The organism is Roseibium sp. (assembly GCF_965232425.1).
GTDB lineage: Bacteria > Pseudomonadota > Alphaproteobacteria > Rhizobiales > Stappiaceae > Roseibium.
Window position 1 is genome coordinate 5,250,247 of the sequence record NZ_OZ246971.1, and the last position, 19,692, is coordinate 5,269,938.

Consider the following 19,692-nt stretch of genomic DNA (forward strand, 5'->3'; position numbering starts at 1 on the left):
GACCCTGGCGGCTCCTTACTCGACGACGATGAGCGGCTCGCCGAATTCCACCGGCTGCGCATCGTCGACCAGGATCTGTTTCACAGTGCCGGATTTCGTGGAGGGGATGTTGTTCATCGTCTTCATGGCTTCGATGATCAGAATCGTCTGGCCTTCCGTCACCTTGTCGCCAACCTGAATGAAGGGCGCTGCGCCCGGCTCGGGTGAAATATAGGCCGTTCCCACCATCGGCGAGGTCACTGAAGAACCCGCCTGGGCAGGTTTTTCCTCGACCGCTTCAACCGTCTTGGCAACCGGTTCGGCAACCACGGGAGCTGCTGCCGCCACCGGTGCGGCGACGTTGACGGGAGCGTTTATCGACATCTGACGGGCGACGCGGATCCGGGTATCGCCCTGTTCCAGCTCAATCTCGGAGAGGTTGGTTTCGTCCAACAGGACCGCGAGGTCGCGGATCAGGGCCGTGTCGAATTTCTTGTTATCGTTACGCATCATATCATTTGGCTCTCGTACTCGATCCACAAAAAGCATGAGCTCTGGGGCTACCGGTCTCTGGCGCCACGCATGCGTGTCGAGGTTCCGGCCATTTTTGACTTTTACAAGGTGAAATCCTGGTAGAAGCCCGTTCCATCCGCACTTTTTGTCCCGCCATAATGCAGCGGATATAATTGTTTGGCCCGTATTCGAGCGAATACGAGCCAGACTTCTTATAGGGATTCAATTGTGTCAGGAAAAGCCCCGAAGGTTCATTGATTTTCAGACCAACCAGTTTCCAACAGCCTTGAGCGTTCAAGGCTCAGCATGTGGTCTGGTCACAATCCTTCAGGGCCTCGATCTTCGACCGCAGCTGTTCGTAGCCGACTGCGCCCATGACAACCTCGTTGCCGACAACATAGGACGGCGTGCCTGTCAGGCCGAGACGGTTTGCCAGCGTGTAAACCTCCTCGATCGTCTGACCGGCCTCGTCCGTTGCAAGGGCTGCCTGCAATTCGGCTTCGGACAGTCCGATTTCCGTCGCAGCGGCAAGGGCGCTGGACAGGTTGGCCTGGCCGCGGCTCATCAGAAGAGCTTCGTGGAACTCGCCGTATTTTTCCGGCGCGATGGAATTGACGGCAACGGCGACCTGGGCTGCTTCGACCGAACCCTGGCCCAGGACCGGGAATTCCTTCAAGACGACCTTGAGTTCCGGGTTCTCGTCGATGAGACGGACCATGTCGCCATGCGCGCGTTTGCAGTATCCGCAATTGTAGTCGAAGAACTCGACCAGCGTGACGGACCCTTCCGGATTGCCCAGAACGACCTGCCGTGTCGAATTGAAAAGAACGTCCGCGCTGTCGTTCAGCGCCTGAAGCCGGGCTGCCTCTTCTGCAGCCTGCTCGCGGCGCTGCAGCTCATTGAATGCCTCGGCAATGATCTCCGGGTTTTCCAAAAGGTATTCGCGAACGATTTTCTCAACGTCGCTGCGGCTGAGATCCTGTGCCGACACGGACCCCGCCATGAGCGCGAGCACTAGTGCGGCTGCCGAAGCAATGCGAAGAAACGCAGCCGACAGCAACCGTTGCGGGTATGAGTAAGGGTTGATCATCAAAAACTCCTCTGGCGACGCCACGGGTCAATCCGCCGCCACGCATCCGTTTGGCGTCACCGGCGATTCCCTACGTTAGGTGGTTTGTACGCCACAATGTCGTCCGCTTGAACCCATGCCGGCGATCCGCGCTTCAAACTTTTTTGAGCACGGGCCGCATATCGCTTCGCCGCATCGAAATCTCCGCGCACCATCAGCCCCTTCGCGGTGGCCAGATCGGCTTCCGCCCGCTCTCCCTGCCGTCCATGGGCGATCGCAAGCTGGCTGTAGGCAACGCCTGAATTTTCATCCAGCGCAATCGCCCGCTTCAGCACACGCTCGGCCTCCTGCAAATAGGCCGGATTGTTGGCCCCCACGAGCGCATAGCCGAGCCAGACAAGGAACTGCGGTTCATTCGGTTTGAAGGAGAGAGCTTTCCTGAAGGGAGCAATCGCGCGCTTCGGATCGCCGCCTTCCATCAGAGCCTGTCCCTTCAGTTCGTAGTAGTGCGGATTGTTCGGCTGCGTGCGGATCAGGGCATCGATTTCCTTGACGGCCCCCTTTCCGCGGCTCTTCATCGCGGCGATCGCCCGCGCATATTGGGCGGCAGGGCTCTTGTCGCTTCGCGGATAGGCGCGCAGCGTTGCGGAGGGATGGCTGGAAAACGCAAACAGCTTGGCGCGGACCTGTTCGTGACGATACTGCAGCACGTAATCGTCCGGCGTGTCGAAATACTTGGACTTCTGGGCTTCCCGCAGCAGTCCGCTATAGCGCTCCTGCGCCATTGGGTGGCTTTGCGCGTAAGGATCGGCGAACTGGCTTGAAAACAGCTGCTGCTCGGACATGCGCTGAAATGTCTTCAACATGCCGCGCGCGCTTTGTCCGGTCGCGTTGAGGTACCGAAGCGCAGCGCGGTCGGCGGCCGCTTCTTCTCCGCGCTGATAGGCGAGCAACGATCTCCGGCCGACTTCGGGTGCGCTCAGGGCTGCGGCGGCGCCGCCGGAGGCCGCGCGACCGGATCCGGACGCCGCACCTGCTGCGGCGGCGCCGGCACCCAGAAGGATGCCGATCACAGCGATGATCTGCGCGTTGGAGGCAGCAGCGCGAAGTCTCACCAGATGCCGGCCGGCGATATGGCCGGTTTCATGCGCGATGACCCCGATAACCTCGTTGGGCGTTTCCGCGTCCATGAGCACGCCGATATTGATGAACATGCGCCGGGAATCGGGTACGAACGCGTTGAACGACTTGTCGTTCACAAGGATGATCTGGGGTTCGGACTGGGCGATCCCGGCTACCTTGAAGAGCGGTTTTGCGTAGTCTCTCAGCAGCGCTTCCGTTTCCGCGTCTCGCACGATCGGCACTTTGCCCCGCTGTGCATTGGCGGGTGTGACGACGAGCGGAATGGCGATCGCGGCGGAACACAGGGTCGCGACCGTCTTGCGTATCGATCGTCGCAAGGTCTTCCTGTCTGGTGATGGGGTAACCGGCATTGAGCGCAGTCCGTTCTGAATTATTGCAGTTATCTTGTTGCGGTATGGATAGTCGACCGTGTGGCGAAGTTATGGATGTGTCCTGTTCCGGTCAAGAAATCCCGGATGACAAATCGGAAAGGTTTTTCCTGACGGCCGCGGCGACAGGTGTTCTGGCCGACCGGCGCATTGCCTCTTTGCGCAAAATCGGCAATACGGTCCACTCAGGAAAAACGACCGGACGCCAAGAGCAGACATGACAGATAATGCCTTCCGACCTTCCCGGCGCAGTGACGTGTCGCCCTTCATCGCCATGGATGTGCTTGCCGAAGCGGCGAGGCTGGAAGCCGATGGGCAGTCCATCGTTCACATGGAGGTTGGCCAACCGTCTGCGCCCGCTCCGAAAGCGGCACTCGAGGCAGCCCGGCAAGCCCTGGAGCACGGTCGTCTGGGATACACGGAGGCGGCCGGGATAAGTCCTCTTCGCAACGCCCTTTCAGCGCATTACCGGCGCACATATGGTGTCGAGGTGCCCCGGGACAGGGTCACGGTGACAACCGGCTCCTCGGCAGGTTTCAACCTGGCCTTTCTTGCCGCTTTCGATGTCGGCGACCGGATCGTGCTGACGATGCCCGGCTACCCAGCCTACCGCAACATCCTGAAATCGCTAGGACTGGTGCCTGTCGAACTGGCTGTCGGACCGGAGACGCGCTGGTGCCTGACGCCGGAACATCTTGAGGCGGCGCAGGCGGACGGTCCGATCAAGGGCGTGCTGGTCGCCAGTCCCGCAAACCCGACGGGCACCATGATGAGCGGTGACGCCCTGGCCGAACTGGTCGCCTATTGCGACGCGGAGAACATCTGGTTCATCTCGGACGAGATCTATCACGGTCTCGATTATGCGGAGGATCAGACAACCGCGCTCGCGCTTTCGGAAAACGCGATCATCATCAACAGCTTCTCAAAATACTACTGCATGACGGGCTGGCGGATCGGCTGGATGGTGCTGCCGGAACAGCTGGTGCGCCCGGTGGAGCGAATTGCCCAGAACCTTTACATTTCCGCCCCCGAAATCTCCCAGATCGCGGCAACTGCTGCATTGGATTCCGTGCAGGAACTGGAGGCCGTGAAAGCCGGCTATGTCGACAACCGGTCGCTTCTGCTGGACGGCCTGCCGAAGGTCGGGTTGGATAGACTGCTGCCCGTGGATGGGGCCTTCTACATTTACGCCGACATCAGCCGGTACAGCAGCGACAGTCTCGAATTTGCCCGCAAGCTGTTGCACCAGACGGGGATCGCAGCGACGCCCGGTGTTGATTTCGATCCGCTCAACGGGCACGCGTTCCTGCGGTTTTCCTTCGCCGGCGCCCACGACCGCATGAAAGAAGCGCTGGTGCGCCTGTCGGATTTTCTCGACTGAAAACGTTCAGCTGGCGTTTCCGGCTCAGTTCCTTACTTTAAAGAAAAGGCGGCCAAGGGCCGCCTTTTTCAGACTTGGATTGAAAAGCGATCAGAAGAACGACCTGCCGCGCTGCCACCAGCCGACGCGCTTGGGTTTGTCTTCCTCTTCGTCGCCTGATGTCTCGCTCGTCACGACCGGCTCTGCCGGCGCAGACGGCTTGGCGGGCGTATCCTCGCCTGCGGCTTCGTTCGGCACAGGCTGTTCGGATGTCGGCGTTTCGACAACGATGTCTTCCGGGGACTGGGTTTCTTCCGCCTGAACCGCTGGTTCATCGGTTTCGGCGGCGCTCATATCCGGCGCTTCACCGTTTGCATCCGGAGTCTCGTCCTGTTCCGCATCGGCGTGAAGGGCCTCGGAGGCTTTTTCGCTCTCGTCAGTTTCATCGACGGTGTCGGCGTCTGCGGTTGCTTCGGCTTCCATGCCTGCGTCGGCGAGAGCAGGAGCGTCCGTTTCTACTGCATCGGTCTCAGGTGCCTCTGCGCCGTCTTCCGGCGAACCGCCGTCTTCCTGATTCTCCGCATTGGCCTCGACCTGTTCGTCGGTCTGAAGATCCGAGTCTTCACCGTTCCTGCGACCGCGCCGCCCACCTCTGCGTCCGCGCCGGCGCTTGCGGCGGGGTTCATCGGAGTCTCCGTCTTCGGATCCCGCGTCCAGGGCCGTCTGGTCTTCCTTTTCGGACTCATCTGATTCGGCGGCTGCCTGTTGACCGTCCTGAGATTCCTGGGCGTTGTCCGAACCGTTCCTGCGGCGCTTTCTGCGACGTCTGCGGCGGCGGTCGCCGCCCTCTTCGTCCTGCGCCTGTTCTTCGATGACCGGCTGATCGGTCTCTTCGTCGATGATCTCGACGGTGTCGGGATGGACCGTTGGGGCCGGCGCGGGCACCCGGTCACGGTCTATCGGCGCACCGCGCTCCAGGACATAGAGCTGGCCGTTGACCATTTCGTCGGCGTTGACCTCGATTTCAACGGCGAACCGCATTTCGAGATCTGACAGGTTGGAGCGCTTCTGATTGAGAATGTAAAGCGCGACCTGTGTTGTCGTCCGTATGATGAGATCGTGCGTAGCGCCCTTCAGGAGGTTGTCTTCAATGGAACGCAGCACGTGCAGTGCGACCGACTCGACAGAGCGGATCATGCCCGTGCCCTGACAATGCGGGCACGGTGTCGTCGAGCTTTCCAAAACGCCGGTGCGGATCCTCTGGCGGGACATCTCAAGCAGTCCGAAATGCGAGATCCGGCCGACCTGAATGCGTGCGCGGTCGTTCTTGAGACAGTCTTTCAGCTTCCGTTCGACCGCGCGATTGTTTTTCGACTCTTCCATGTCGATGAAATCGATCACGACGAGACCGGCAAGATCCCGTAGACGCAGCTGGCGCGTGACTTCTTCCGCCGCTTCCAGGTTCGTCTGGAGCGCCGTGTCCTCGATATTGTGTTCCCGGGTCGATTTGCCGGAGTTCACGTCGATCGAAACCAGCGCTTCCGTCTGGTTGATGACGATGTATCCGCCCGACTTCAGCGTTACCTGAGGCGAGAACATAGCGTCGAGTTGAGGTTCGACGCCGTATCGAATGAAAAGCGGTGAGGGATCGCGATAGGGCTGAACATTCTTCGCGTGGCTCGGCATGAGCATGCGCATGAAGTCCTTGGCCTCGCGGTACCCGTCGTCCCCGGAAACAAGGACTTCGTTTATGTCCTTGTTGTAGAGGTCGCGTATCGATCGCTTGACCAGACTGCCTTCCTCGTAGACGAGGCTTGGCGCGCTCGATTTCAGCGTCAGCTCGCGCACGTTTTCCCAAAGGCGCATGAGATATTCGAAATCCCGCTTGATTTCGGCCTTTGTCCGGCTCGCGCCGGCCGTGCGCAGGATCACGCCCATGCCCTCCGGAACATCAAGCTCGGAGGCGATCTTCTTGAGGCGCTTGCGGTCGGTCGGCTGCGTGATCTTCCGGGAGATGCCACCGCCGCGAGCGGTGTTCGGCATCAGCACGGAGTAGCGGCCAGCGAGGGAAAGATAGGTGGTGAGCGCGGCGCCCTTGTTGCCGCGTTCTTCCTTGACGACCTGAACCAGAATGATCTGGCGGCGCTTGATGACTTCCTGGATCTTGTACTGCTTGCGCAAGGGAACGACGCGCTCGGGCACTTCTTCCATTGCGTCTTCCGCACCGACGGATTCGACCATGTCGTCTTCACTGTCGACTTCGTCGTCGTCGTCGCGCGAGCGCCGGCGACGGCGGCTGCGCGCCCGGACCGGCTTTTCGGTCTCTTCTTCGGCATCGGCTGCCGCAACGGTTTCATCGTCGCCGTTCTCGTCAGCGTCCGGGTCCTGATCTTCGTCGGCTTCGCCAGCCGGATCTGTCTCGTCTTCTGAAGCGGTTTCTTCAGCCGGTTCCGCGTCAGACGCGGCAGCAAGCTCGTCTACGGTGCCGTCTTCGGAAACCGGCGCATCCGCGGCATCTTCACTGCCTGCGTCTGCTGTTGCTTCCGCTTGGCCGGCCGCCTCGGCGACTGCTTCGACGGATGCATCCGTGTCGTCGCCCGCACCTTGATCAGAGGCGGCCGCTTCCGATGTTTTATCGGCATCGACCTTCTCGCTGGCGACAGTCTCAGCAGATTCGTTTTTTGCCGCACGGGACTTGCGCCGGCGCTTCGGTTTCTCGTCCGCGTCCTGATCGTCTTTCTGACGCTCGGCCGCTTCGGCCGCCAAAAGCGCTTCGCGGTCCGCAACCGGGATCTGATAGTAGTCCGGATGAATTTCGCTAAATGCGAGGAAACCGTGCCGGTTCCCGCCATATTCAACGAAAGCCGCCTGCAGGGACGGTTCGACCCGGGTCACTTTCGCCAGATATATATTTCCGCGTAGCTGCTTCCTGTTTGCCGCCTCAAAGTCGAATTCTTCAACACGATTGCCACGTACGACGACGACCCGGGTCTCTTCCGGGTGGCCCGCGTCGATCAGCATTTTGTTTGCCATTACTGAACGTCTCCACGGCAGCAGTGCTTAGCGCGCATAGCAAGCGCGCATCGCCCGAAAGGAGTGAAGCTGCCGTATTTTTATTGCTAAGAATGAGAAGGGCGTCTGCGCCCGGCGCGGTCGTCTGATCAACGAAACCATCCGCGAAAGCGGGGCCTTGTTTCGTGTTGATCACTGTGTGCATCGCGCGGGTCCTTCGGGGCAACGCAGGCCCTTTAGTTAAGTCGTTGTACCATTTCCGGTATGCCAGGGAGGGGAGTGCCGCTTCATCTGCAACCGGTGCCGGAGAAGTTCGCCTTTGTTTTCCGTGGTCCGTATTGCATGGGGCACTGTTTCCAATTCAGGCCACAAACCTGCAATACAGATCGTATTCAAAGGGGGCCGCTACCTGATCCTCTATCATCGAGTCTGCGTTTTCGCGACAGAACGGCCTCTGTTCCGTCGCAATGAGACCATGATTTTCGATGGTGTTGTGGATAGCCACCCTGAAACACCACCCGGGAAGGTATCGGTCTTGAACCGAAATCCGTAAGGTACTTTTACGATCCGTTGCTCCGCTTTGCAAGCAATGTGAAACGGACAAACTATTTTCCTGAGCCTGTACTTCGCCTAAAACGGCGTTGCCGAGACCAGAAACAAACAGAACATGCATCACTTGGCCGGAGAAATTGTGAAAGAAAACGCGCCGAAACCTGAGGTGGAGCCTGTTGCAGGGGGCATTGCTCGGGCCGGCGGTGTGTTGCGCTCGGCGGCCACGCTGTTTTTTTTCACTTTCCTGATCCTGATGGGAGGCGCACAGGCAAATCCTGTGTTCGCGGCGGCTGCGAAGGTTATCGGCGCGCGCGTTGCCGGTGATGCGGAACGCACCCGATTCGTTCTCGACCTCGATACGCAGGTCAAACCCACCATTTCGGGCCTTGCGCGCCCCTTCCGTCTGATCGTCGACCTGCCCGAGGTCGAATTCAAGCTGCCGGGCGGTGCGGGCGAGACGGGCCGCGGAATGGTAACGACCTGGCGATACGGGCTTTTTGCGCCGGGGAAATCCCGGATCGTCATGGACTTGAGCGGGCCCGTCAGTGTCGACAAGACCTTCTTTCTGCCGGCCGTCGACGATCAGCCCGCGCGACTTGTCATTGATCTGGTCAAATCGTCGCCGGACGACTTCGACGCTTTCGTTCTGAGTTCTCGCAAGCCGGAGAAGGTGACTGCCGCGAAAACCGCGCCCAAGACCGACCGTCTCGGCGAGGAAGCGAAGAAAGGCGACAGGCCCCTGATCGTGCTGGACCCCGGACACGGGGGCATCGACAACGGTGCGACAGGTGTCGGCGGCACGCTGGAGAAGGCGATCGTGCTGGATTTCGCGAACCTTCTGAAGGAGAAGCTGGAAAAAAGCGGGCTTTACGATGTGCGTCTGACGCGCGAGGACGACACGTTTGTGTCTCTCTCCCGTCGCGTCGAGATCGGTCACGAGCTCGAGGCCGATCTTTTCATATCCATTCACGCTGATTCGGTGCGGCGGGGCAGGAAACTGGCGCGCGGTGCGACGGTGTACACGCTGTCGGACAAGGCATCCGACCAGTTGTCGGAGGAATTGGCGGAAGTCGAAAACATGTCCGACATCATTGCCGGCGTTGAACTTGACGAGGAGCCGACGGACGTCACCGACATCCTGCTTGATCTCGCCAAACGCGAGACCCGTTCCTTTTCCAACTACTTTGCGAAAACACTCGTGACCGAGCTCAAGAGTGCCGTCCGGTTGATCAACAATCCGCACAGATCTGCGGGTTTTCGCGTTCTCAAGGCACATGATGTGCCGTCGGTTCTGGTAGAGCTCGGGTATCTTTCCAACGAGCACGACGAAAAACTGCTGATTACCGAAGAGTGGCGGGAACGCATGGCGAATGCGATGAGCGATGCCATACACGGCTTTTTCAGGCCCAGGCTGGCCCGGCAGAAAGGCACACTTTCGCAGTAATGATGGTGATTTGTCACGCAAATTGAGCGTCTTGGAGGGCGATTGCCTCAGCATCGCCATATTGGTGCAAGAGGTAACAGTCAGGTAATTGTGACAATCTGCGCCCGAGAGTGCCGTGTTAGAGTTTCCGTGCTAGAAAGCGACAAGCAGCAATGACGGGGAAAGACGAGCCCGCAGTATGAAATTCTTGATTAAATTTTTTGGCTATCTTTTCGGCATCGGAGCCGCGCTCGCGCTCCTGATCGCGGCGGGTGTGTGGATGTATCTGCAGCACCTCGACGAGGACATTCCGGACTACACGGCGTTGAAGAACTACGAGCCGCCCGTCATGACGCGCGTTCACGCCGCCGATGGCAGTCTCATGGCCGAGTATGCGACCGAGCGGCGCATGTTTCTGCCGATACAGGCGATGCCGGATCGTGTGAAGCAGGCGTTCATTGCCGCGGAAGACAAGAATTTCTATTCGCATATCGGCGTCGACCCGGAGGGCATTGCCCGCGCGGCCGTCCGGTTCGTGCAGAATTACGGCTCGGGACGGCGTCCGGAGGGGGCGTCGACGATCACGCAGCAGGTCGCCAAGAACTTCCTGCTGACAAACGATCTGTCCATCGTCCGCAAGATCAAGGAAGCCATCCTTTCGCTGCGAATCGAGCAGGCCTACACCAAAGACGAAATTCTCGAACTGTATCTCAACGAGAACTTCTTCGGCCTGGGAGCTTACGGGATTGCCGCTGCCGCGCTGATTTACTACGACAAGTCGGTTCACGAACTGGAACTCGATGAAGTCGCCTACATGGCGGCGCTCCTGAAAGCCCCCAACAACTATCATCCCTTCCGGCACACGGACCGCGCGATCGCGCGCCGCAACTATGTTCTCGACCGCATGGTCGCGGACGGGTATGTGACGTTCGAAGAGGGCGAAGAGGCGAAAAAGAAGCCGATCGACGTCAAGCCGCGGAAATCCGGCTCCCGGCTGTTTGCCGCCGAGTACTTTACGGAAGAAGTGCGCAGGGAAGTTGCCGAAATTTTCGGAACCACCCGACTTTATGAAGGTGGTCTTTCCGTTCGCTCCACGCTGGATCCCGAATTGCAGACAATGGCCCGCAAGTCGCTGATGGACGGGCTGATCGATTTCGACCGCAAGCGCGGCAGCTGGAACGGGCCCATTGACCGGATCGCGCTCGGTGCGGATTGGGGCGTGGATCTGGGCAAGATCGAAGGCCTCAGCGACATCCCCGAGTGGACGCTTGCCGTGGTCCTGGAAAGCGGCGGCGAACAGGCGACCGTCGGTGTGCAGCCGGACAAGCTGGTGAGCGGCAAGCTTTCGAAAGACCGCAAAAGCGGTCCGCTGTTCCTGGAGACGATGAAGTGGGCCCGCGTCAACGGACGGGCGCCGGGCTCCGTATCCGACGTGCTCGCACCGGGCGACGTCGTTTACGTGCAGGAGAGCCAGGTAGCGCCTGGCACGTATGAACTCAGGCAGATCCCCAAGGTGTCCGGCGCGCTGGTCGCGATGGATCCCTATACCGGCCGCGTTCTCGCACTGGTCGGCGGGTTCAGCTTTGCGCAGAGCGAGTTCAACCGCGCAACCCAGGCCTACCGTCAACCGGGATCGTCGTTCAAGCCGTTCCTTTATGCGGCAGCACTGGACAACGGTTACACGCCGTCGTCCGTGATCATGGACGCGCCGCTCGAAATCAGCCAGGGGCCGGGTCTCGGGACATGGCGGCCGCAGAACTATGGCGGCAAATTCTACGGGCCCTCCACGCTTCGGACCGGGATCGAACTCTCCAGGAACGTGATGACGGTCCGTCTCGCCCAGGACATGGGCATGCCCCTGGTTGCCGAGTATTCCAAGCGGTTCGGGATCTATGACAACATGCTGCCGGTCCTGTCCATGTCGCTGGGGGCAGGGGAAACAACGGTCCTGAGGATGACGACCGCCTATGCGACGATCGCGAATGGCGGGCGAAAGGTCCGCCCGACCCTGATCGACAGGATCCAGGACCGGTATGGTCGCACGATCTACAAGCATGACAGCCGGATTTGCGACGGTTGCACGCAGAACGCCTGGGAAGGCCAGCAGGAGCCGATCCTGATCGATGACCGGGAGCAGGTTCTTGATCCCATGACGGCCTATCAGATCACGTCGATGATGGAAGGCGTCGTCCAGCGCGGCACCGCCACTTCCGTGCGCGCGGTCGAGCGGCCCGTTGCCGGCAAGACCGGAACAACAAATGACGAGAAGGACGCCTGGTTCATGGGCTTCACGCCGGATCTGGCCGTCGGCGTTTTCGTCGGCTTCGACAATCCCAAACCCATGGGACGCGGCGCCACGGGCGGTCAGGTCGCAGCACCGATCTTCACGGACTTCGTCAAGAAGGCGCTCGCCGACAAGCCGCCGGTCGAATTCCGCGTGCCGCGCGGTCTCCAGCTGATCGCCATCAACCGGCGGACCGGCGGGCGGGCAGCGCCCGGATCACCCGGCGCAATCCTGGAAGCGTTCAAGCCCGGGATGACGCCGAATGACAGCTACGCGGTCATTGATTTCCAGAGCCAGCTCGGTGTCCCCACGGCGGTTTCGCCGGAGGCGCAGCAAGCGGTCACCGTGGGGACCGGCGGCCTCTACTGATCCCTGACGGATCCGGACAGGTTCTCGAACGTCAGATCCGCGCCCAAAGGCGGTTTACACCGCCTATCTGCGCGGCTAATGTCCCGCTCCAATTCACGGCCCGGTCCTGTCCAGGAAAACCGGGCCGTCTCACACTACAGCGAGGTATCCGATGCGCGCCGAAATGGAAGCGATCGTTGATGAAATCAAGCAGGCCATAAGCCTGCTGAGGAGGCATCTTTGACTGGGATCAGGCTCTTGTCCGGTTGGAAGAACTGAACGCCCTTTCTGAAGATCCCGATCTCTGGAACGATCCGGCGAAGGCGCAGAAACTCATGCGCGAACGCCAGCAACTCGACGATGGCATTACAGGCGTCAAGGGCCTGGAACAGGACCTTGCGGACAACATCGAGCTGATCGAACTCGGCGAGATGGAAGACGACAAGGACGTCATCGAGGACGCCGAAGACGCTCTGCGGGGCCTCAAGGACAAGGTCAACCAGCTGCAGCTCAACTCGCTGCTGTCCGGAGAAGCAGACGGCAACGACGCCTACCTAGAGATCAACTCCGGTGCCGGCGGCACGGAAAGCCAGGACTGGGCGTCGATGCTTCTCAGGATGTACCGGAGATGGGCGGAAAAGCACGGTTTCAAGGTCGAAGTGCCCGCCTACAGCGATGGCGAGGAAGCCGGCATCAAGTCCGCGACGCTGCTCATCAAGGGCGAGAACGCCTATGGCTGGCTGAAAACGGAATCGGGCGTCCACCGGCTTGTTCGCATCTCGCCGTATGACAGCAATGCGCGGCGCCACACCAGTTTCTCAAGTGCCTGGGTCTACCCGGTGATCGACGATTCGATCGAGATCGACGTCAACGAGAGCGACTGCAGGATCGATACCTACCGGGCGTCGGGTGCCGGTGGACAGCACGTCAACACGACGGACTCGGCGGTGCGGATCACGCACCAGCCGACCGGGATCGTCGTCCAGTGCCAGTCGGAAAGATCACAGCACAAGAACAGGGCGACAGCCTGGGGCATGCTGAAGGCACGGCTTTACGAGGCCGAGCTGAAAAAGCGCGAAGAAGCGGCAAATGCCGAAGCTGCGTCCAAGACGGATATCGGCTGGGGACACCAGATCCGCTCCTACGTTCTGCAGCCCTACCAGCTGGTGAAGGACCTGCGCACCGGAGTGGAGAGCACATCTCCCGGCGACGTACTGGACGGGGATCTCGACAAGTTCATGGAGGCCGCATTGGCGCAGCGCGTCTTTGGGGGAGACCCCGTGGAAGTCGACGATATCGACTGATCCGAACGATCGGAACGCGGACAAACGGGGCGCAAGGCCCCGTTTTTTAATGAGACAGCTCGGTCAGTTTGTTGCCTGCCGTCAGGAAGGCACCGGGATTGTGCGGCTTGTCATGCCGGCGGATCTCGTAGTGCAGGTGCGGGCCGGTTGACCGGCCTGTCGACCCGATATTGCCGATCAGGTCGCCGGCCAGCACATGGTCGCCTTCTGCGACCTGCATGCGGCTGAGATGCGCATAGCGCGTCACGAATCCGTTGGCATGCCTGATTTCGATCATCTTGCCGTAACCGCCGTTCCACTTGGCGCTCACGATCGTGCCAGGCGCCGTGGCATAGACCCGCGCGCCGTACGGTGCCTTGAAGTCAATTCCCGTGTGCATGGCGAGACGGCGCAGGAACGGATCCACGCGTGGACCGTAGTTGCTCGAAATCGTGCCGTTGCGGACGGGGCGTTTCACGGGGAGCCTGAGCGCGGCGAATTTCACGCGGCGCAGTGTTTCAAGCGCACTGTCGGCCCGTCTCAGGCGCTCCGGAAACGTCTTGTGCGAAATAGGCGTGAAAGGCCCGCCGATCGAACTGTTGTCGCGCAGGGCCTCATTGATGGACGGAGCAATCGACTTGGTGATGCTCAGGATCTCCTCGATCCGGCTTTCAGTGGCGACCGTGATCGTGTCGACGGCCGCGGTGCTCTCGACATCCATTTCGGAAATGTCGGCCTTCACGGCGTCGAGAGCGGCCCGTTTTTCAGTGTTTTTTTTTACGGTCGTCCGCGCTTCGGGCTGCGGTTCCGTTTGCTGCAAGATAGACAGCGGATCGACGCTTTTGGTCGTTGTTTCGCGAAGTCCGAGCGCCTTGACCGGTTCGTCGATCAACTCGCTCTCGCCACCGATCGCAGATTTGTCGCTGGTTCCGATGGTCGCAAGCTCGCGTGCATCCAGTGACGGTTTCGGCGGGGGGAGGGGCTTGTCGTTGCTGAGGTATATGCCGACGCTTTCAGCGCGTGCCACCAGATCCGCCACGATCGCATGGCGCTGGTTGAGATCCTGCTGACGGCGCAGCACGTCCATCACCTGGATTTCGACGGTTTCGCGATCGACCATCTGGCGGCTGGTGAGTTTTTCGATTTCGGCTCTCAACCGGTCAATATGGTCCTGGTATTCGAGCACGAGTTCGGTGCGTTCGGCACTCGCCTCCGCCATCACGTCGCTGCGCATCAGGTAATAGGCTGCGGATCCGCTGACACCCAGCGTGACAGCGACACATGCAAGTGCCCCGCAAATCAGGTGCATGGGGCGCACGCTATACGTGGTGGACTTCTCGACCCGGTTCAATGACGCGTGATGCGCTGCCATTCTTGGCCCGTTTAGAGGTCGCTGCGATTTCTGACTTTGTTGCATGATCACTCAGTCACTGTCTGCATTCTGCAAATGAACTGATGATGATTAGAATTTGGTAAGGTTAATAAATCGTCTGCAACCGGACTATTTTTAACCCGTGATTGGGGCGAGAGGCTTGTAAAATCCGGGGGTTAGCCCTGCTTCGGATCTTGCCCGATCATTAAATGGCGGTTTCAAACTGCCACGGAAATGTTTTCTGACGAAGGCGTGGAAGGCCGGTTCCGGGGTGATTCCCTGCCTGTCGCACAAGAATCGGAACCACTTTGCGCCGAAAGCAACATGGTTCTTTTCATCCCGGTAGATGACTTCCAGGCACTTCGCCGTATCGTCATCTCCCGACTTGCGCGCCTTTTCGATCATCGGTGGCGTGATATCGAGGCCGCGCGCCTCCAGCACGAGCGGAATGATGGCCAGCCGCGCGGCAAGGTCATGTCCCGTGTCCTGCGCGGCCTGCCAGAGCCCGTCATGGGCCGGCAGGTCGCCATAGGCGGCATCCAGTCTCGCGAGCCTGTCCTGCAGCATTGAGAAATGCTTGGCCTCTTCCAGGCCGACCCGGACCCAGTCGTCATAATAGGTGCGCGGCAGGCGGACATGTGCGAAGCGTCCGACCAGATCCCAGGTGAGGTCGACGGCGTTCAATTCGATATGCGCGAGCGAATGAAGCAGGGCAAGACGGCCGGCCTTTCCGGAGACGCTCCGCTTGGGCATGTCACGCGGTGCCAGCAACTCGGGCCGGGCTGGCCGTCCGGGGCGGTCCGGCATGAGCCCGTCCTTGGATGGAGAACCCAGGGCAAGGTCTCTGCCGAACCAGGCTTTCGACACCTGATAGGCCAGTCTCACCTTTTCCGCCACATCCGAAGCAGACACGATGGCTCTGGCTCCGGCGACGAGGGTCGGCGGTGCGGGCGGCGTTTTGTCAGGCGTCATCGTGATCCCGGCTACAGTGTCGCTGGCGTTGCGTGTTGTCAGAGTGCCCTGGCGGCTTCCAGCACGGCTTCCGCGTGACCGGGCACTTTCACCTTTCGCCAGACCTGGGCGATCTTTCCTTCCTTGTCTATCAGAAAGGTCGAACGTTCCACACCCATGTACTTCTTGCCGTACATGGATTTTTCCACCCACACGCCATACGCCTCGGCGGTGTGTGTTTCGGTGTCCGCACCGAGCCGGACCGCAAGATTGTGTTTGGCAATAAAATTGTCGTGTTTCTTGGCGGAGTCGGGCGACACGCCGACAATCGTGATGCCGAGATTTCCGAATTCCCCGATCAGTTCCGAAAAGGCAATTGCTTCCTTCGTGCAGCCTGGCGTGTTGTCTTTCGGGTAGAAATACAGAACCACCGGTTTTCCCTTGAGGCCGCTCAAGGCGATCCGTCCGCCTCCGTCGCCTTCAAGGTCGAAGTCCGGCGCCGTATCTCCGATGGCGAGTTCCTGCATCTTGTCATCCTTCTGTCATAATTTGTGCGTTCTTGCCGGAACCGGAAAACGGCTGCGCAAGCAGCAGTCGATTTTGTCCCGACTTTCGAAGTATCATAGGTCGCGTTGCGACTCGTTCAATGCGCGCTAGAACATGTATTTGTATCGGCGCAGCGCAGCAGCGCCCGTCCGCTTTCGCAAGTCAGGAGAATGGACCGAATTTGTTTGGAAGATCTGGCGGCAAAAACTTGAACAAAACGGCGCGAAAGACCGTTCGCAGACGCTACTTGTTTGCCGCTCTCGGACTTCTCGTTTGCGTGTCGGCGGGGCTTGTGGTGCTGTTTGCTTCCGGCCCGGTCCGTATCCCCTTCCTGGGAAGCGTTCTGGCCTCCCAGGCCACGCGCGGACCACTGGAGCTCGCCATAAGGCAGGGCAGCGTCGATTTCACTGCCGAGGACGGCATCGAATTCATCCTGGAAGAGGCGGTGCTGGAGATCGACGGGCCGGCCCCCGTCACGATCCTTTTTCCCAAACTGGTTGTTCCGCTTGATCCGGATGCCCTGCTCGGGGGCAAGCTCCGGTTTTCGTCCCTGCGCCTCGTTCAGCCGAGGGTGACGGTCGCGCTCAAGGGAGGCCCGGCGAAACTGCCCGAGATCGGTCCGCTCATGGAAGCGGTCGACCGGATGAGTGACGTCGTGGACGATCAGTTCTCCCGGCGTGGCCTGAGGCACGTCTCGATCCGCAATGGCACGTTCGAGCTCACCGGTGCCAAGCCGCGCCTGTTTGACGGGATCGATGCCGACGTCGTTCGAAGCGACCGCCGTGTCATCCGGGCGAATGCGAAAGTATCGGGCAACGTATCCACCTGGCGGCTGCAACTGGCGCGCAGTGCGCCTGAAGACGGTTCTGAAAAGACCATCGGTATTGTCGTCAACGGAATCACTCTTGCCGAACTGCTCGGTCCGGCGACCCTGGACAGGCACGGCAAGGGCTTTGGTCTGCCGGCATCGGCGAAGGTCGAGACGAAGCTTGACGGCGATGGCAGGTTCCTGTCCGCAAATGCTGTCGCGCGGGTACAGAACGGCTGGTTCCAGCTTGGCAAAACCCTTGTCGCCTTTGACGACGCCGCGCTATCGCTGCTGTTCAAGGCGGGACAGAACGCGATTGAAATCACCAAGTCGCACGTGATCCGGGGCAACACGCGGATCTTCTTTTCCGGACTTGTCGAGCCCGGAGACGCGGGCTCCAACGAGTGGAACATCAGGCTCACATCGGACTTTCCGCAATTCGGCTCGGCAGACGTTCGCGAAGCACCGCAGATGCTGGACGGTGTGAAGATCAGGGCGCGCTTCAATCCGCTCGACCGGGTGATATCCATTGACCGGTTCATTGCGAAAGCCGGAAAGGCGATCGCGCAACTGGTCGCGTCCATCGAGATTACCGATCAGGGCCCCTACGTTGCCATTGCCGCCTCCGGTGAGAACATTCCCATCGCAACGGCAAAGCAGGTGTGGCCTATCACGCTCGTTCCGCCCGCGCGCCGCTGGGTGGCGGACAATATCAAGGCGGGGCTGATCGAAGACTTCACCTATAGCGCTGCAATCCGGCCGCCCGCCTTCAACCACCGGGACCCGGATGCCGGATGGTCCGGCGACGACATGCTCATGGATGCAACCTTCAGCGGCGGCGCAGTCACACCATTCGGAGACCTGCCGCAGGTGTCGGACCTGACCGGATCGCTCAAGGTGGCAGGTGAAGTGCTGACCGTGCGCGCGGACGGCGGTGTCGCGCAGACTGCCGAAGGCGGCAATGTCACGGTGCCGCAAAGCATTTTCGAGATCTACAATTTGCCGCTTCGCGAAGGAAAAACAGCCAAGATCGAGGCGAAGGTGGCAGGCGGCATCGGTGAACTCGCAACCGTCGCGAACAGCAATCCGCTTAATGTGATTGACCGCGCGGGGCTCAAGACAGGCGGTGCGAGCGGTGACGGCAGCATTGATGTCGTGGCGCGCTTTCCGCTCGCCAAAGGCATCAGCCTTGATGATGTCTCATGGCGTGTCACCGGAGCACTCGATGACTTCAGCGACGAAAACCCCATCATGGGCCGCACGATCGAAAATGCGGATGTCGAGATCGATGCAACGCCCGAACAGGTTGCCATCACCGGGAACGGCGTTCTCGACGGCCTCGATGCCGACATCGATCTGGTGGTGCCGCTCGGCGGTTCCGGCGTTGCCGGCAAGCAGGATGTCGTCGTCTCGGTCACCGCGGACCAGTTGAAGCAGAAAGGGATCGACCTCACCGCATTTCTCGACGGCGACCTGGTTCTCAGCGTGACTGGGAGAAGCGACGGACAGGACTTCTCGGTCGATCTGACCAAATGCACGGTCGTCCTTGAAGCGCTCGGCTGGGAGAAGGCGAGGGGTGTGCCCGCAACCGCGACCTTCAAACTGATAGAGACCGACGAAAACCAGATGGTCCGCGACTTCAGGCTCACGTCTGAGGGGGCAAACATTTCCGGTTCGATGCAGCTTTCCAAGGCTGGAGAGCTGGTCACCGCGTCCTTCGAGACGTTCAAGCTTCGCCCCGGCGACAATGCCGACGTTGAGATACAGCGCGCGGCGAACGGCCGGTACGACATCATCTTTTCCGGCTCCGTGTTCGACGGGCGCGGCCTCATTCAGAGCCTGACGAGCCCGGGCGGCAGCCAGGGTGCCGGCGATTTCTCCGAAGGTGCCCGCATTGCAGTGTCTCTGCAGAGCGTGACCGGGTTCAACGGACAGACACTAAAAGGGGTCTCCGGCAAGGTCGAGACGGGACCGAAAGGCATCCGGACGGCGGACCTGAGCGGGAAAATCAACGGCGGCTCCGATCTGGAATTCAAGATCGTCGAGCAGGGTCAAAGCCAGCTTGCCACCGGTCAGTTTGACGACACGGGCGCGACACTCAAGTTTCTCGATTTCTACGAGCGCATGGAAGGCGGGCGCGGCGTCATCAGCGTCGCCATGGCGGACGAGGACAGCTGGGCAGGAGATTTCAAGGTGCGTTCCCTGCGGATCACGGAAGACCCGGCCATCAGGAGCATCCGGGACAGGGAGCAGTCGAACCCGGATCCGGATGCGCGGATCGTGACGGCCAGGACGTCGGACGGGTCTGCGAATTTCGATACGATGGATATCAACTTCACCCGCGACGGCGACATCATGACGATCCTGCGCGGGGCGCTTCAGGGCAACGTTCTGGGTGGTACGGTCAGCGGGACCGTGAACCTCAAGGAACAGACGCTCAATCTGAGCGGGACCTTCGTGCCGATCTATGCGCTGAACAATTTCTTCGCCAAGATCCCGATCCTCGGCTTCGCACTCGGCGGCAATTCCGGCGAGGGCCTGATCGGCGTGACCTACCGCCTTTCGGGGTCGGTGTCCGACCCCGTGCTTTCGGTCAATCCGATTTCCGCGATCGCACCGGGCATTTTCCGCAGGATGTTCGAGTTCCAGCAGAACTGAACATCGATCTCCTGGCTTTTGTC

Annotated in this window: 12 protein-coding genes; 5 read left to right on the forward strand and 7 right to left on the reverse strand. The window is 60.3% G+C overall.

From position 1 onward, the window contains the following. Positions 1-15 precede the first annotated feature (15 nt). The 3 genes from accB to ACO08A_RS24030 all read right to left on the reverse strand — a co-directional run bounded on the left by accB (position 16) and on the right by ACO08A_RS24030 (position 3,021). The gene (accB, locus tag ACO08A_RS24020) at positions 16-489 is read right to left on the reverse strand and encodes an acetyl-CoA carboxylase biotin carboxyl carrier protein (protein WP_421984481.1); all 474 of its coding nucleotides are present in this window, start codon (positions 487-489) and stop codon (positions 16-18) included. A gap of 304 nt (positions 490-793) precedes the next feature. After that, complete coding sequence (locus ACO08A_RS24025; protein WP_422038416.1) at positions 794-1,582, reverse strand: DsbA family protein; 789 nt, start codon at positions 1,580-1,582, stop codon at positions 794-796. Between the two features lie 56 nt (positions 1,583-1,638). Further along, on the reverse strand, positions 1,639-3,021 hold the full coding sequence (locus ACO08A_RS24030; protein WP_422038417.1) for a M48 family metalloprotease: 1,383 nt from the start codon (positions 3,019-3,021) through the stop codon (positions 1,639-1,641). Positions 3,022-3,289: 268 nt separating this feature from the next. On the opposite strand from ACO08A_RS24030, the gene ACO08A_RS24035 reads away from it, so the two are divergent. After that, on the forward strand, positions 3,290-4,453 hold the full coding sequence (locus ACO08A_RS24035; protein ID WP_422038418.1) for a pyridoxal phosphate-dependent aminotransferase: 1,164 nt from the start codon (positions 3,290-3,292) through the stop codon (positions 4,451-4,453). Positions 4,454-4,543: 90 nt separating this feature from the next. On the opposite strand, the gene ACO08A_RS24040 is transcribed toward ACO08A_RS24035, so the two are convergent. Further along, positions 4,544-7,465 carry an Rne/Rng family ribonuclease gene (locus ACO08A_RS24040; RefSeq protein ID WP_422038419.1) on the reverse strand — a complete coding sequence of 974 codons (2,922 nt, stop codon included), beginning with the start codon at positions 7,463-7,465 and terminating at the stop codon, positions 4,544-4,546. A gap of 670 nt (positions 7,466-8,135) precedes the next feature. On the opposite strand from ACO08A_RS24040, the gene ACO08A_RS24045 reads away from it, so the two are divergent. From ACO08A_RS24045 to prfB, 3 genes are all read left to right on the forward strand, one after another. Further along, positions 8,136-9,440, forward strand: a complete 1,305-nt coding sequence (locus ACO08A_RS24045) for an N-acetylmuramoyl-L-alanine amidase (protein ID WP_422038420.1) — start codon at positions 8,136-8,138, stop codon at positions 9,438-9,440. Between the two features lie 187 nt (positions 9,441-9,627). Continuing rightward, positions 9,628-12,072, forward strand: a complete 2,445-nt coding sequence (locus tag ACO08A_RS24050; protein WP_422041800.1) for a penicillin-binding protein 1A — start codon at positions 9,628-9,630, stop codon at positions 12,070-12,072. A 151-nt stretch (positions 12,073-12,223) separates the two neighbouring features. Continuing rightward, a protein-coding gene (gene prfB / locus ACO08A_RS24055; protein ID WP_422038421.1) for a peptide chain release factor 2 occupies positions 12,224-13,355 on the forward strand; the annotation gives its coding sequence in 2 pieces (ribosomal slippage) (positions 12,224-12,292 and positions 12,294-13,355; 1,131 coding nt in all). A 46-nt stretch (positions 13,356-13,401) separates the two neighbouring features. Here the strand turns inward: prfB and ACO08A_RS24060 are convergent. The 3 genes from ACO08A_RS24060 to bcp all read right to left on the reverse strand — a co-directional run bounded on the left by ACO08A_RS24060 (position 13,402) and on the right by bcp (position 16,184). Then, positions 13,402-14,706, reverse strand: coding sequence for a M23 family metallopeptidase (locus tag ACO08A_RS24060; protein WP_422038422.1), 1,305 nt, complete (start codon positions 14,704-14,706; stop codon positions 13,402-13,404). Between the two features lie 135 nt (positions 14,707-14,841). Next, positions 14,842-15,678: a ferritin-like domain-containing protein gene (locus ACO08A_RS24065; protein WP_422038423.1), complete on the reverse strand. Its 837-nt coding sequence runs from the start codon at positions 15,676-15,678 to the stop codon at positions 14,842-14,844. A 38-nt stretch (positions 15,679-15,716) separates the two neighbouring features. Beyond that, complete coding sequence (bcp, locus tag ACO08A_RS24070; RefSeq protein WP_422038424.1) at positions 15,717-16,184, reverse strand: thioredoxin-dependent thiol peroxidase; 468 nt, start codon at positions 16,182-16,184, stop codon at positions 15,717-15,719. Positions 16,185-16,411: 227 nt separating this feature from the next. Here bcp and ACO08A_RS24075 point away from each other — a divergent pair, with 227 nt between their 5' ends. Then, entirely contained in the window at positions 16,412-19,669 is a 3,258-nt protein-coding gene (locus tag ACO08A_RS24075; RefSeq protein WP_422038425.1) for an AsmA-like C-terminal domain-containing protein, read from the forward strand. The last annotated feature ends 23 nt before the right edge of the window (positions 19,670-19,692 follow it).

What these genes read in the sequence shown, in the direction of transcription:
- accB (WP_421984481.1), bottom strand. Translation starts at nt 489, where the DNA reads ATGCGTAACGATAACAAGAAATTCGACACGGCCCTGATCCGCGACCTC.
- ACO08A_RS24025 (WP_422038416.1), bottom strand. Translation starts at nt 1,582, where the DNA reads ATGATCAACCCTTACTCATACCCGCAACGGTTGCTGTCGGCTGCGTTT.
- ACO08A_RS24035 (WP_422038418.1), top strand. Translation starts at nt 3,290, where the DNA reads ATGACAGATAATGCCTTCCGACCTTCCCGGCGCAGTGACGTGTCGCCC.
- ACO08A_RS24040 (WP_422038419.1), bottom strand. Translation starts at nt 7,465, where the DNA reads ATGGCAAACAAAATGCTGATCGACGCGGGCCACCCGGAAGAGACCCGG.
- ACO08A_RS24060 (WP_422038422.1), bottom strand. Translation starts at nt 14,706, where the DNA reads ATGGCAGCGCATCACGCGTCATTGAACCGGGTCGAGAAGTCCACCACG.
- ACO08A_RS24065 (WP_422038423.1), bottom strand. Translation starts at nt 15,678, where the DNA reads ATGACGCCTGACAAAACGCCGCCCGCACCGCCGACCCTCGTCGCCGGA.
- bcp (WP_422038424.1), bottom strand. Translation starts at nt 16,184, where the DNA reads ATGCAGGAACTCGCCATCGGAGATACGGCGCCGGACTTCGACCTTGAA.